The 12,933-nt window shown below is 45.5% G+C and carries 11 protein-coding genes; 5 read left to right on the forward strand and 6 right to left on the reverse strand.

Annotated features, from left to right (window positions below):
* Nucleotides 1-67: 67 nt before the first annotated feature.
* The 3 genes from QE390_RS01550 to QE390_RS01560 all read right to left on the reverse strand — a co-directional run bounded on the left by QE390_RS01550 (nt 68) and on the right by QE390_RS01560 (nt 4,240).
* The gene (locus QE390_RS01550) at nt 68-1,189 is read right to left on the reverse strand and encodes an aminotransferase class V-fold PLP-dependent enzyme (RefSeq protein ID WP_307140822.1); all 1,122 of its coding nucleotides are present in this window, start codon (nt 1,187-1,189) and stop codon (nt 68-70) included.
* Between the two features lie 69 nt (nt 1,190-1,258).
* Nucleotides 1,259-3,163, reverse strand: a complete 1,905-nt coding sequence (gene serA, locus QE390_RS01555; RefSeq protein WP_307140823.1) for a phosphoglycerate dehydrogenase — start codon at nt 3,161-3,163, stop codon at nt 1,259-1,261.
* Nucleotides 3,164-3,256: 93 nt separating this feature from the next.
* The gene (locus tag QE390_RS01560) at nt 3,257-4,240 is read right to left on the reverse strand and encodes a YheT family hydrolase (protein ID WP_307140824.1); all 984 of its coding nucleotides are present in this window, start codon (nt 4,238-4,240) and stop codon (nt 3,257-3,259) included.
* Nucleotides 4,241-4,365: 125 nt separating this feature from the next.
* Here QE390_RS01560 and QE390_RS01565 point away from each other — a divergent pair, with 125 nt between their 5' ends.
* Together QE390_RS01565 and QE390_RS01570 are read left to right on the forward strand one after the other, a co-directional pair.
* A complete protein-coding gene (locus QE390_RS01565) occupies nt 4,366-4,938 on the forward strand; it encodes a hypothetical protein (RefSeq protein WP_307140825.1) in 573 nt (190 codons plus the stop codon).
* Between the two features lie 34 nt (nt 4,939-4,972).
* A complete protein-coding gene (locus QE390_RS01570) occupies nt 4,973-5,581 on the forward strand; it encodes a trimeric intracellular cation channel family protein (RefSeq protein WP_307140826.1) in 609 nt (202 codons plus the stop codon).
* A gap of 414 nt (nt 5,582-5,995) precedes the next feature.
* Here the strand turns inward: QE390_RS01570 and QE390_RS01575 are convergent, their stop codons facing one another.
* Genes QE390_RS01575 through QE390_RS01585 form a run of 3 tightly spaced genes read right to left on the reverse strand, consistent with a single transcriptional unit; the run spans nt 5,996 to nt 9,784 of the window.
* Nucleotides 5,996-7,333, reverse strand: coding sequence for a PAS domain-containing sensor histidine kinase (locus QE390_RS01575; RefSeq protein WP_106637562.1), 1,338 nt, complete (start codon nt 7,331-7,333; stop codon nt 5,996-5,998).
* A 24-nt stretch (nt 7,334-7,357) separates the two neighbouring features.
* Entirely contained in the window at nt 7,358-8,359 is a 1,002-nt protein-coding gene (locus QE390_RS01580; RefSeq protein ID WP_307140827.1) for a phosphotransferase enzyme family protein, read from the reverse strand.
* A gap of 30 nt (nt 8,360-8,389) precedes the next feature.
* A complete protein-coding gene (locus tag QE390_RS01585) occupies nt 8,390-9,784 on the reverse strand; it encodes a sigma-54 dependent transcriptional regulator (RefSeq protein ID WP_106637560.1) in 1,395 nt (464 codons plus the stop codon).
* 295 nt (nt 9,785-10,079) lie between these two features.
* Between QE390_RS01585 and QE390_RS01590 the strand changes: the two genes are divergently transcribed.
* The 3 genes from QE390_RS01590 to QE390_RS01600 all read left to right on the forward strand — a co-directional run bounded on the left by QE390_RS01590 (nt 10,080) and on the right by QE390_RS01600 (nt 12,925).
* Entirely contained in the window at nt 10,080-10,613 is a 534-nt protein-coding gene (locus tag QE390_RS01590; protein WP_106637603.1) for an RNA polymerase sigma factor, read from the forward strand.
* A 100-nt stretch (nt 10,614-10,713) separates the two neighbouring features.
* Nucleotides 10,714-11,979: an efflux RND transporter periplasmic adaptor subunit gene (locus QE390_RS01595; RefSeq protein ID WP_307140828.1), complete on the forward strand. Its 1,266-nt coding sequence runs from the start codon at nt 10,714-10,716 to the stop codon at nt 11,977-11,979.
* 256 nt (nt 11,980-12,235) lie between these two features.
* A complete protein-coding gene (locus tag QE390_RS01600; protein WP_094813994.1) occupies nt 12,236-12,925 on the forward strand; it encodes an ABC transporter ATP-binding protein in 690 nt (229 codons plus the stop codon).
* Nucleotides 12,926-12,933 lie beyond the last annotated feature (8 nt).

Here is a 12,933-nt window from a genome sequence, read left to right on the forward strand (position 1 = left end):
ATTTAGCCATACAGGGTTCGGTTGTCAAACGTTGACTATCAACTAACAACCCAAAACGATCAACTACTTATACGGGCTTCATCGCCTGTAAAAGTCGTTCTACCTGTTCCATCGAAACAGCCGGAAAATTAGCAATTCGAATTTGGCTATCTTTCGCTTTTCCGTATCCACTTCCCACAACCATTCCTTCTTTCTTGATACGTTCAATCAGTTCTTTCGAAGATTCGATGGTGTTCGCTACGGCCACAGTTGGGCTGCGATGATCCGGGTTTTTAACGTAGGGCTCATACCCTTCCGTTTTTTCCAGAAAATCATAAATCTTCTTGGCTTTCGCATCCGTTTCTCTTCGAATGGTTTCGATACCGACGCGATTCATGTCTTCGGCCACTTTTCCTAACAGGTAAATATTCCAGACGTTAGGTGTTTCCGGCGTTTCAAAGTTTTTGTAATTTTTCCAGAGACTGGGTAAGCTGTGATACGAGCCAATTACGTTGTCCTTGGCTTTGAGCGATTCTGCCTTCGCCAGGCATTTTTCGTTCACAATCCATACCCCTAAACCGGCGGGTAACCCAAATGACTTTTGCACGGAGAAAAAGGCAGAGTCAACCTCCTCAAAATCAAGCGAGTGATAGGGAGCTGACGACACCATATCAACACAGAATAGTTTAGAACGGTAACTCCGCTTTAACTTGTTGATATCTACGCCACGCATCTGAACGCCCGTTGAGGTTTCATTGGCAGTTAAACCAACCAGTTCGACGTAATCAGGAATTTTCACTTTTCCGCTAGTATCCTCCGTCGTGCCGTCAGTTACTTTCACGAAATCATCATAATCAAAACCCTGTCCCAGTGGCTTTTCAAACAAATGGGTGAACTTCTTCAGATCATTGGCTGTATCATAGAATTTTTGCGAGAAAGACCCATTGACACAGTGAAAACTTTCAAATTCTACGCAGTTCTGAATGACTCGTTCCCAGATTTCCGTTGCCGAGCCAGTAAATAAAATCGCGTGCGAAGAAGGGATATTCAGTAATGCCCGCAATTGTTCATCCGTATGCTGATAAATTTTGCGAAAAGCAGCCGAACGGTGCGAAATTGAACCCACCTGTTCAGCAAGAGCCGTTTGAATATGTTGAGCAACCGTAGGATATAATTCCGCCGGACCAGGGGTAAAGTACAATTGAGACATGGCTATAAACAGCAAGATAAGAAAGCCAGTAAGCTCTGGTACAACCTAAAGCTTACTGGCTTTCATTCATTAATATAACATCCGGAATTTGATGGTTTCTTCAATTTCCTTCAATTCCTGCACAATTTCCTTGGAGTAATTTTTAGCCACGTCGGTAATTACGTAACCAATTTTTTCGGACGTTTTCAGATACTGCCCTACAATGTTAACCCCGTATTTCGCGAAAATTCCATTCACTTTGGACATCACACCGGGTACGTTCTGGTGAATGTGCAACAACCGATGGGCATCGTGTAAAGGCGGCAGGGTTACTTCGGGGAAGTTTACCACGCCATACGTACTACCCGTATTTACATACCCCAGCAATTTATTGGGCACGAATTCGCCGATACTGGCCTGAGCTTCCTCGGTACTTCCTCCGATGTGTGGAGTCAGAATTACGTTGGGTAATCCTCTCAGTTCGCTTTCGAAAATTTCGTCGTTGGTTTTGGGTTCCTGAGGGAATACATCTACTCCGGCTCCACGAATTTTACCCGATTTGACGGCATTTGCCATGGCCTTTACATCGACCACGTGCCCACGCGACAGGTTCAGGAAAACCACGCCATCTTTCATTTGGTTGAACTCCTTCTCTCCAATGAGCATCGAGTTGGTTTTACGGCCATCCACGTGCAACGTTACCACGTCTGACTGGTTGAGTAATTCCTCCAGCGTGTGGCACTGACGAGCGTTCGAAAGCGGTAATTTTTCAACCAGATCGAAGAATAATACTTCCATCCCCAGAGCTTCAGCCACCACGGAAAGCTGGATACCGATGTTACCGTAGCCAATCATCCCAATTTTCTTCCCGCGTACTTCGTTCGAGTTTTTCGCTGACTTGTCCCAAATGCCTTCGTGCATTTTCACGGACTTGTCATAAATACCCCGCATGAGCAGAATCATCTCGCCCACGGCCATTTCTACGACAGAACGGGTGTTCGAGTAAGGAGCATTAAAGACAGCCACACCCCGCTCTTCAGCGGTAGTGAGGTCAATCTGGTTCGTACCGATGCAGAACGCACCGATTACCATCAGACGGGGAGCATTTTCGAGCACTCGTTTGGTAACCATTGTTTTCGAACGGATTCCAAGAATGCTGATATCTTTAATTTTTTCGATCAGTTCGTCTTCGTCCAGAGCTCCTTTCAATAACTCTACCTGAAACCCTTCACGGCTGAACATTTCCACGGCACGGGCGTGCACGTTTTCCAGCAATAATACTTTCAGTTTACTTTTAGGATACGACTGACTCCGGCTTAACTGATTGATATATAAGAATTCGTCGAGCGAGTTTACAATATGGTCGGCTTTCTCGACTACTTTCTGACGTTCAATATTTTCGGTAAAGGCAAAGAATTTATTGGCTAAACCAGATTCGCGAAGTTCATAATCGGTATATCCATCGCCAATCACGTAGACATCGCCGGGTAGACTTAATTGTCTGAGCAGACTTACCTTACCCCCATTTTTTGATAACACGTTTGTGCCGTCATACCCTACAATCGTTCCGGCTTCGTCGAAGCGGAAGGTATTGGCAAACACGTGATCTTCGCGAACGCCCATTTCCGTTACGATGGGTTCGATAAACTCCCGAAAACCGCTGGAGACAATGTAAATCTGATCGCGATATTCGCTGATAAATTCCTTGTTACGGAGGAACGAATCGGATACTTTACCGCGTAGAAATTCTACCAGCAGTTCCACGTGTTCGCGACTGGCACTCAGCAATTCAATTCGCTGCTGCAAGGCTTGCTCGAACGACAATTCGCCAGCCATTCCACGATCCGTTAACTCCTTAATTTTACCCACGACTTCATCGCGGTTTTTCTGGCTGGCCAGGCTAATGGCTGCCAATTCATCGAGTCCTTCAACCTTCGTAAACGTCGAATCGAAATCGATCACGAAGTAGGTTTGTTCCAGGGTTTTTGTCAACATATTCAGATTGACCGCTACTTATTACGGATTATTAACAATGGTCGCACTTACTTCATTGGAAGCAAATTACGAGTAGGTTTCGTTCAAATACGTTTATGATGGTTCGAGGAGGTACCTTAACGCCAATTCCTCCGACCACAACACCCCCTTGTATCCGGCCTGATAAAAACCACAATGCCCGCCTTGCGGTGGCGTTTGTAACCAGACGTATTTCAGTGGTTTGCAGCGGTCGTACGGGTAACAGTCGCTGGACAGGAACGGATCGTTCTGTGCATTGACAATTCTGGTAGGAAGGCGGATTTTATCGATGAAGTACAACGAAGAATTTGCTTCGTAGTACGTTTCCGCATCCGGATACCCGTGTAGTTGTGAAGTGTAGTAATTATCAAAATCCCGGATGGTACGCACCTGATCAATGTGGCTGGCATCAATTAAATCGGGTAATAGGGCCGCTTTCTGCCGAATTTTATTCTTCAGCGAACGATTAAAACGATCCGAATACACCCAGGCCTGCCAGCGTTCGAGGTGCGTGCTTCCGCTTGATAGATGCAAAGGTACGGAGAAGACTAACGCTTTTCGGAGTTCGGGGTAAGCATTTTCAGCCAATTCTCCTAAATATTTGAGCGTCAGGTTACCGCCGAGGCTAAAACCCATCAAATATACCTCTTTATAACCCTTCGTCAGGGCGTGTTTTACCACAAAATCCAGATCGTCGGTTGCTCCACTGTGATAAAAACGCGGCAGGCGGTTCATTTCTCCCGAGCAACTTCTGAAATTCCAGGCCAGGGTATCGTAGCCATGAGCATTAAGGTGTTTCACCATTCCCAATATATACTGACTCGAAGAATTCCCTTCCAGGCCATGACTCAGAATAACCAAAGGACGCAAACCGCTCTTGCTCAGATCGGTATTCATTCGCCAGTCTAAATCCAGGAAATCGTCATCGGGGGTAGAAATGCGTTCGCGTTCGTACACAACACCCGTCACTTTTCGGAACAAAGCGGGGAAGATACTTTGGGCATGCCCGTCAGGCAGCCAAAACGGGGGACGGTAATCGGATTGCTCAAGTAATGGCATGGGAAACGCCGACCAAATCATTCAATATTCTACAAAGGTAGTAGCTTATTCCAAATCAACCCTACTGAACTTACCTGGCATGCCCTTTTCTGACTTATCTACCTTACAACCAATTTGTTACTATCTTGAAAAAATTACTGTCACTTCTGGTTCTGTGCCTCGGCACTCCTCGTCAGGGCTTAGCTCAAACCTCCAACGAGTTCGATCAAAACCGTATCGCCCTCACTAGAAAGGGTTTGTACGTCTTAGGTGGCTGGGCCGTGGGTAATCTGGCCTACAGTGGGTCGAAACTAGCCCAAAGCTCTGGCGAGGCGAAAGCTTTCCACCAAATGAATATGGGCTGGGGAGCCGTCAATCTTTTACTAGCGGGTATTGGTACCTTAACCAGCTCACCTCGACCTCGCACGCCTTACGAAGTCTTGCAGCAACAGGAAAAATTCGAAAAAATATTTCTGGTCAATACCGCTCTCGATGTAGCTTACGTAGCGGGGGGAGCCTACCTCAATGAAAAAGGAAAGAACCAGGAAAATGCTAGAAATCAGGGTTTTGGCAAATCCGTTATGCTACAGGGGGCTTTTTTATTTGCTTTTGATGGCCTAATGTATCTCGTTCATCGACAACATTTTCGAAAGCATGAACACCTCTGGAAAACGTTGAGACCGGCTGATGAAGGAGTTGGAGTGAACATGAGCTTCTGAAATCCCTACTTTTGCCCCAATCTATTGAATATGTATGCTGGAATATAGCTGGCTTTTGGATTGGGGCGGAACCATTTCCTTCGCCGTTTCCGGGGCCTTTGCGGCCATGCAACGCCGTTTGGATCCTTTTGGAGTGTTAATCATTGCCTTCGTCACTGCCGTAGGCGGCGGAACCGTTCGGGATGTGTTATTAGGGAATACGCCCGTGTCCTGGATGCGAACGACTACCACTCCCCTCTTAATTCTCGGTGCCGCTGTGGTATCCATGTTTCTTCGTCGCGGAACGGAACGTTTACAGAAACCTCTTTTGCTTTTTGACTCCCTGGGTTTGGGCTTCTTTACCATTGTAGGTATTGAACAAGCAAGCCGTTATGGATTACCTCCAGGCATCTGTATTGCTTTGGGCGTGATTACGGGCTGTTTTGGTGGTGTCATTCGGGATATTCTTTTGAATGATATTCCCATCGTTTTCCACAAGGAAATCTACGCGACGGCCAGTATCATCGGTGGCGGATTGTATTACCTGATGCTGGAACTTCCCGTGGCAGCTCCCTGGGCGAAAGCAGTAGCCATTGGATTCATTTTTGTTTTTCGGTTACTCGTAGTAAGATACCAATGGGCCTTGCCCCGGTTTTATGAGTAATCTTTAATTTCCTAGAAACTTTTCCCATAACTTCTTGAAAATTCTGGGATGTATTAAAAGCTGTCTAAAATTTATAATCGAAGACTTTAATACCATCAGGGCTTTTGCAATCTTCTGCGATTGTGAATCGGAATGCGTTTCTTCGCTTTACTTTGGAGGAAAGAGTCTGAAGATAAAGTAATGATGCATGCTTTAGGCATGAAATAAATTATCATTACCAACCTTATCTCCCCGGATTTCATCCGAGGCTACTCATATTGAACCCCTCCGGGGTTATTTTTCGTAAACCTATTTAACAATTTTAACAACAACCCCAGCGGGGTTAAACACGAATAGCCCCACCCCAGATGTAATCAGAGGACGCAACGTTCACGCCAGTTACATTCCCCAGGCCAAGTAAAATTCTGATATGTATTAAAACCGTAACGTAAACACCGTCTTTACCCCCGGTTCAGATTCTACTCTTAGGATGCCCCGATGCTGAAGCATAATCTGTCGGGAAAGGCTTAGGCCAATACCTGAACCACCCTGCTTTGTTGAGAAAAACGGAACGAAAATCTTATCCATGGCTTCGGGAATAATACCTTTTCCATTATCAACCACATGAATGGAAACCCGCTGACTTTTGTCCAGTTCTCCAATTAACTCCAGACGGGCATCGGGCACACCTTCCATTGCCTGAATGGCATTTTTGACGAGATTGATCAATACAAATTCAATTAACTGAGGATCAGCGGTTACTTCGAGCGTTTCTGGTTCCACCCTGACGCTTAGCTCAATTCCTTTTTCGGCTACTTCACCCCGATATAAGCTGACGAGATTCTGGAGAACCGTACTGATGGAGACCATCTTAAAGTCAGGTTTCGGTAGTCTTGAAAAGCGTCGATACGCGTCGATTAACTGCATTAAGCTCTGGCTTCGTCGCTCCATAACGGCTAGCGAATCCATCAAATCGCCGTACGTTTCTTCAGTTAATCGCTGGTCATTTTCCCACTCCGCTTCGAGCAATCCCTTCAATGAACCAGAGAGCGAATGAATCGGCGTGATGGAATTCACAATTTCATGCGTCAATACCCGCGTCAGGTTTCGCCAGGAATCAAATTCCTGATTTTGTAACTCCGACTGTATGTCTTTCAGCGAAACCAGTTTCAGCTTCTGGTCTTTACGGATGAACTCCGTTACCGCATAGGCCACGGTGCGTTCCTCGCCGGTTAAGTCAATTCTTAACAAACCCGTATCGCCGGAAGAAGCCGTTTCCAAGGCTTCTACCAACGCCGGAATGTCTGCTTTCAAATCCTGAATGTTTCGAATAACCACCTGGTTTACTAACCGTTTGGTCGCGGTATTCACCGTCTCAACGTGCCCGTCTTTTCCAAAAACAATCAGTCCGACACTCAGGTGCTGCACGATGGTTTCGAGGTAACGAACGAGTTCTTCTTTTTCCGTCCGGTTTTTCCGGTAGGAATCGATCACCTCCTTCACCAGAAAATCATACTCCGGCGAGCCGCCCAGGTAACGGGTAGTATAGGAACGGGTAAAGTCAGCATAACGAATGGCTTCGAATAAATCCATAACCCGGCGATTGGCCTTTTTTACGTAGGAAACCAGATCAAAGCTCAGATAGCACAGGACAAGGATTAAAACGCCTTTGGTAACAATCAGGCGGGAGTTAAACCAGAGGTAGGCCAGTAATAAACTGACCAGCACTAAAATGAGAATACGTATGTAAATCTGAGCCGAAAAATTCCTCATGCCATTTGCTAAAGCGTCGCTTATTTAAAGGGGACAATACCGACCCATGTATTTTTTAATGATAGAAACTCGATCCTGTAAATACCTGGAACTAAAGAAAGTATTCGACCAGTCGTCAAAATTTTCGCACTGAAAACCTAGGTAAAATAACCAGAATCCAAAGCCTAAATACGGCATTAACTCCAACTCCTGATCTGAGATAGCTTTTACTTTTCGATAGGATTCAATAAAAAGAGTAAAGTGCCGATCTCCTTCTTCATAACTAATGCGATTGAGCGTAGTATGAAAGAAATAATGCATCATAAAAGTCATGATGTCATTCATCAAAAGCCCTTTTCCCGCGAAATCGTAATCAAAAACGGTGATTGTATTATGCTCGTCGAAATGAAAATTTTTAGGTAAATAGTCGTAGTGACAATAGCCATAACTAAACGACTGAAGATCATAACTATTGATCTTTTGTTTTACCCGTTTCGCCGTCTCTTCCAGATATTGATACTCTTCCTGAAAATCCAGTAAAAAGGGTCTAATTACTTCTAGAGGCTTGTCAATCGTGGTTTCAATAGTATATTCCTGACGAGGGTAATGCAATTGAGTCTGGCTGGTAATCTTATGATTAAAAGCCATTTCGCGGCCGAGCACCTCCAGTTGTTCATCTGTGAAGTCATAGACGTTCTTTCCCAAGGCATACCTGAATACGATGCCATTACGGATTCCTTCCGCTGCCTGAAAGGATTGAACGGTATTACCTTCCAAGTCGATCAGGGCTTCCGCCACTTTTCCACCTCCTGATTTTAAAATAGCTAATAATTCTACCTCTCCTTTTATTTCATCTAGGCTTCGATGGGCCTCCCGGTAGATTTTTAAAATTGCGTTTCCTTCCGCATGTTCAATAACGTACGTATCGCTCACACCCCGTAGCAAAAAGCGGCATGAGACCTTCAAAAACCCGTATTTTTCTCCGATATACGTTCCTAGATGTTTAGAAGATAAGGTAGAGTACTGGGTTGGAAAAAGAGTTAACATAAGTAAAGGGTAAGAAGGAAATTAACAGTTTTACAGCCCGTATTTTTCAAGTCTTCGGTATAAAGAAGCACGGGTTAATCCTAACTCCGTCGCGGCCTTAGAAATATTACCACTATGCTTGTTCAATACTTTTCGAATGATGGCTTTTTCCAGTTCATCCAGATTAAACTGATCGAGCGATAAGGTTTCTGCCGAAGCTTGCTTTTCGGGCGTTTTCTGAGCCGTTGAGATGAATAAATCTTCGGGTTGCAGCATATCTTTTTCGCACATAATCACGGCCCGTTCGATGGCGTGCTGTAACTCCCGCACATTTCCCGGCCAACCGTATTTTGTCATCCGTTGAATAGCCGGTGGACTTACGTCCCGAATGCGTTTGCGGTACTTCTGCGTGTAGACCCGCAGGTAATGATGAGCCAGTAACTCAATGTCTTCGGGCCGCTCCCGCAGAGCCGGAATCCGTATTTCAATGGTGTTAATGCGGTATAATAAATCCTGCCGAAACTCACCTTTGGTGATCATTTCGGCCAAAGGCATATTGGTCGCACAAATCAATCGAATATCAATGGATTTGGGCCGATTGGACCCTACCCGTGTGACCTGACGGCTTTGCAGAACGGTCAGTAACTTGGCCTGCATTGGCAGAGAAAGATTCCCGATTTCATCCAGAAAAATGGTTCCTCCATCGGCGGCTTCAAAGCGTCCGGCCCGGTCTTCGCGGGCGTCGGTAAAGGCTCCTTTGACGTGACCAAATAACTCACTTTCAAAAAGATTCTCGCTAATTGCTCCTAAATCAACGCTAATAAATGCCTGACGAGCTCGGTTCGAATTCTGATGCAATGATCTGGCAATCAATTCTTTACCCGTTCCATTTTCACCCAAAATCAAGACATTGGCATCAGTAGCGGCTACTTTCTGAATGGTGCCGAAAACCTCGTGCATGGCCGGACTGACGCCCACCATTTCGCCGAAACGAGCGTGCTGGTCTCTTGAAATAATGGCATTTTGAGACTTGAGCTTTTCAATTTCCAGTTTGGATTTCCGAAGAGACAGGGCCGAGAACAGCGTTGCCAGTAATTTCTCATTACTCCAGGGCTTCAGGATAAAATCAGTCGCCCCGGATTTCACGGCCCGTACGGCCATTTCCACGTCGCCGTAAGCGGTAATTAGTAAGACAATGGCTGCCGGGTCGATTTTCAGAATTTTATCCAGCCAGAAAAATCCTTCCGTCCCCGAAGTCACGTCCTGGGTGAAATTCATGTCCAGCATAATCACGTCATATCCTTCCTGACGTAATAAAGTCGGTAGATTTTCGGGATTTTTCTCAGTATCAACGCGGGTAAAATGTTGCTTTAACAACAACCGAGCCGCTTTTAGCAGGTCTTCGTTATCATCAACGACCAGAATACGGGCAGAGGTTAATGGCATTGGGTTGTATTTTCTAAAATTTCAGGTTCTGAAAAATGATTTCAGAGTTACCTGGTACTGATCAAAACTGTACCATTCACAGATAACACCAGAAAGCTACTAAAAAGTGTTCGATTCCGTACAGTAGCTGTACGCCAGCGAACACTATTTTATTAAAAAATGCCCTTTTTGAGCTCCTGAGGGCCTTTTTCAAACTTTGGCACAGCTTTGGAAAGTTAAGGCATCAGGGTTTAGTTTCGATTACCGTCGGACGGCCTCATTAACGCCGTTCGACGGCCTTTTAACAACTGAGATTATGGAAACGCTTTGTAAAACTGATCGTACTGCTCTGGTAGAAGCTTGTCGCCGCGGTGACCGCTCTGCCCAGTACGAACTGTATCGGCTGTATTCCAAATCAATGTATAACGTTTGTTACCGAATCCTGAATCACACCGCCGAAGCCGAAGATGTGTTACAGGACGCTTTCGTCAAGTTCTTTCAGCGAATTAATGATTTTCGTCAGGAAAGTACCGTCGGAGCGTATCTAAAACAAATCGTTGTGAACGAAGCTCTCAATCGGCTTCGCCAGCGGCGGGTACAGTTGGTAGAGGTGGAAGAAGGCATAGAAGCAGCCTTTGTACAGGCCACAGAACCCGACGATTGGGAAGTTTCGGAAGTTAGAACGGCCCTGATGAAGTTACCCGATGGCTTCCGTACCGTATTAACCCTGCATTTGCTGGAGGATTACAGCCATGAAGAAATTGCCGAATTATTAAATATCTCTCCCTCTACTTCCCGCTCCCAGTTCATGCGGGCGAAGTTGAAGCTGAAGGAATTACTCATGAATTAGTTGATGGTTGTTCGTCACTAGCGGCTAGTTTAAGTCTACCACGAACTACCTTCCATCAACCGACAACCATTAACTAACAACTTAAAACCATATTTTCCCCGTGGATAAGAAAATTGAAAAAAAATTCTGGAACTCGAAGCGTGTGTTTTTCATCATTGGTGGCTTGCTCCTGGTCTCACTCACACTATGGGCGGTGGTCTTTCGGGACAAACGCAGTCAGCTTCGGGTAGAGTCCGAAAAACAGACCATTTCAACGGTTTCGCAGGGGGCTTTTAACGAGTTCATCCCCGTAAACGGAACGGTTATTCCGATTCAAAGTGTACAGTTAGATGCGGTAGAGGGAGGGTCCATTGAGAAGATTTTCAAGCAGTCGGGTGATATGGTAAAAGCGGGTGACGTCATTCTTCAACTTTCCAATACGGAATTAAAACTGAATGTATTAACGCGTGAAACGGCTCTGTACGATCAGTTAAATAACGCCCGGACTTCGCGTCTGCAACTGCAACAAAACACCTTAGCCTTACAAAATACGCTGGCTGAAATTGATTATCAGGTAAAAATTAAGGAGCAGCAATTGAATCGTAACGATCGGGCATCCAAGTATTTGTCTGAAAAAGAACAACAGGATGTACGGGAAGAAGTATCCTATCAGAAACGCCGCCGGAACGTTACCCAGCGTTCGTACATGCAGGATTCGCTTATTCGTATTCAACAAAATGCTCAGCTAACGCAATCTGAAAAACGGATTTGGGAAAGCATTCAGAATGTCGGTCAAATGCTGGATAACCTGTTGGTACGTGCTCCCATTTCAGGACAACTCTCAACCGCTACTGACTTACAGATTGGTCAGTTAATCAGTAAAGGAACCAAGATTGGACAGGTCGATATTCTGGATAAATTTAAGGTTCGCGTACCCATTGACGAATTATACCTGCCTCGCATTGTGAAAGGGCTGGAAGGTTACGCAGATCTAGACGGTAAAGAGTATAAACTGATCGTCGATAAGGTTTTCCCGACAGTAACCAACGGTCGTTTTGAAGTGGATATGTTGTTTGCTCAAACGGCTCCAACGGATATTCGTCGCGGTCAGACCCTCCGCATTCGTCTGGAACTGGGTAAACCTGAGCAGGCAGTTCTGCTGCCTACGGGTGGTTTCTATCAGCAAACGGGCGGTAACTGGGTATTCGTAGTTGAAGCCAATGGCGAACGGGCGGTGAAACGTCAGATTCAGTTAGGCCGTAAAAACCCAACGTATTACGAAGTATTGGATGGCCTGAAACCCGGTGAAAAAGTAATTACATCCAGTTATGAAACCTTCGGTGATAACGAAGTGCTCAACCTGAAGGAAAATAAGCAACCCCAGTAAATATTAACCACAGAGTTACGCTGAGTTTTGCACAGAGTAACCCATGAGTAAAGGACTGCGAACACCAAATCTTTTGCCACAAAGGCTCAAAGGCACTAGGTTTCACCACGCTTTAATCCTTTTTAACCCTCGTGCGTTTGTGGACAGAAAATCAAGTACTCGTATTTAAAAGCTTAATCTGATAAAAAGTACCCTGAGAACTCTGTGCCGAAACCCTGAGTAACTCTGTGGTTAAAACAACCTGAAGCTCCAAACCATGATTCAAATCAAAAACCTCCGCAAAGTTTACCGTACTGAAGAAATTGAAACAACGGCTCTGGATCACGTCAATGTAGAAATTGCTGACGGCGAATTTGTTGCCATCATGGGACCTTCGGGTTGCGGCAAATCAACTTTACTGAACGTATTAGGAATGCTCGATAACCCTTCCACGGGCGAGTATAACTTCTGGGGTGAAGAAATCTCGAAATATTCGGAACGTCAGCGGGCTAAACTTCGCAAGGGAAACATCGGATTCGTATTCCAGAGCTTTAACCTGATTGACGAACTGACGGTGTATGAGAACGTAGAGTTACCCCTGCTTTACCTCGGCAAGTCAGCTTCCGAACGCAAGGAACTCGTGGAAACGGTATTAACCCGCATGAACATCATGCACCGGAAAGACCACTTCCCGCAACAACTTTCGGGTGGTCAGCAGCAACGGGTAGCCATTGCCCGGGCGGTTGTTGCCAAGCCGAAGCTAATCCTCGCCGATGAGCCGACGGGTAACCTTGATTCGACTAACGGGGAAGAGGTCATGAAACTTTTACAGCAGCTCAACGAAGAAGGGACGACGATCATCATGGTAACCCACTCCCCTTACGACGCCAACTACAGCCACCGGATCATTAACCTCTTCGATGGCCACGTCGTTACGGAAAACGTAAATACGAAATTTCACATCTAAAGTTTAGT

Source organism: Siphonobacter sp. SORGH_AS_1065 (assembly GCF_030818595.1).
GTDB lineage: Bacteria > Bacteroidota > Bacteroidia > Cytophagales > Spirosomataceae > Siphonobacter.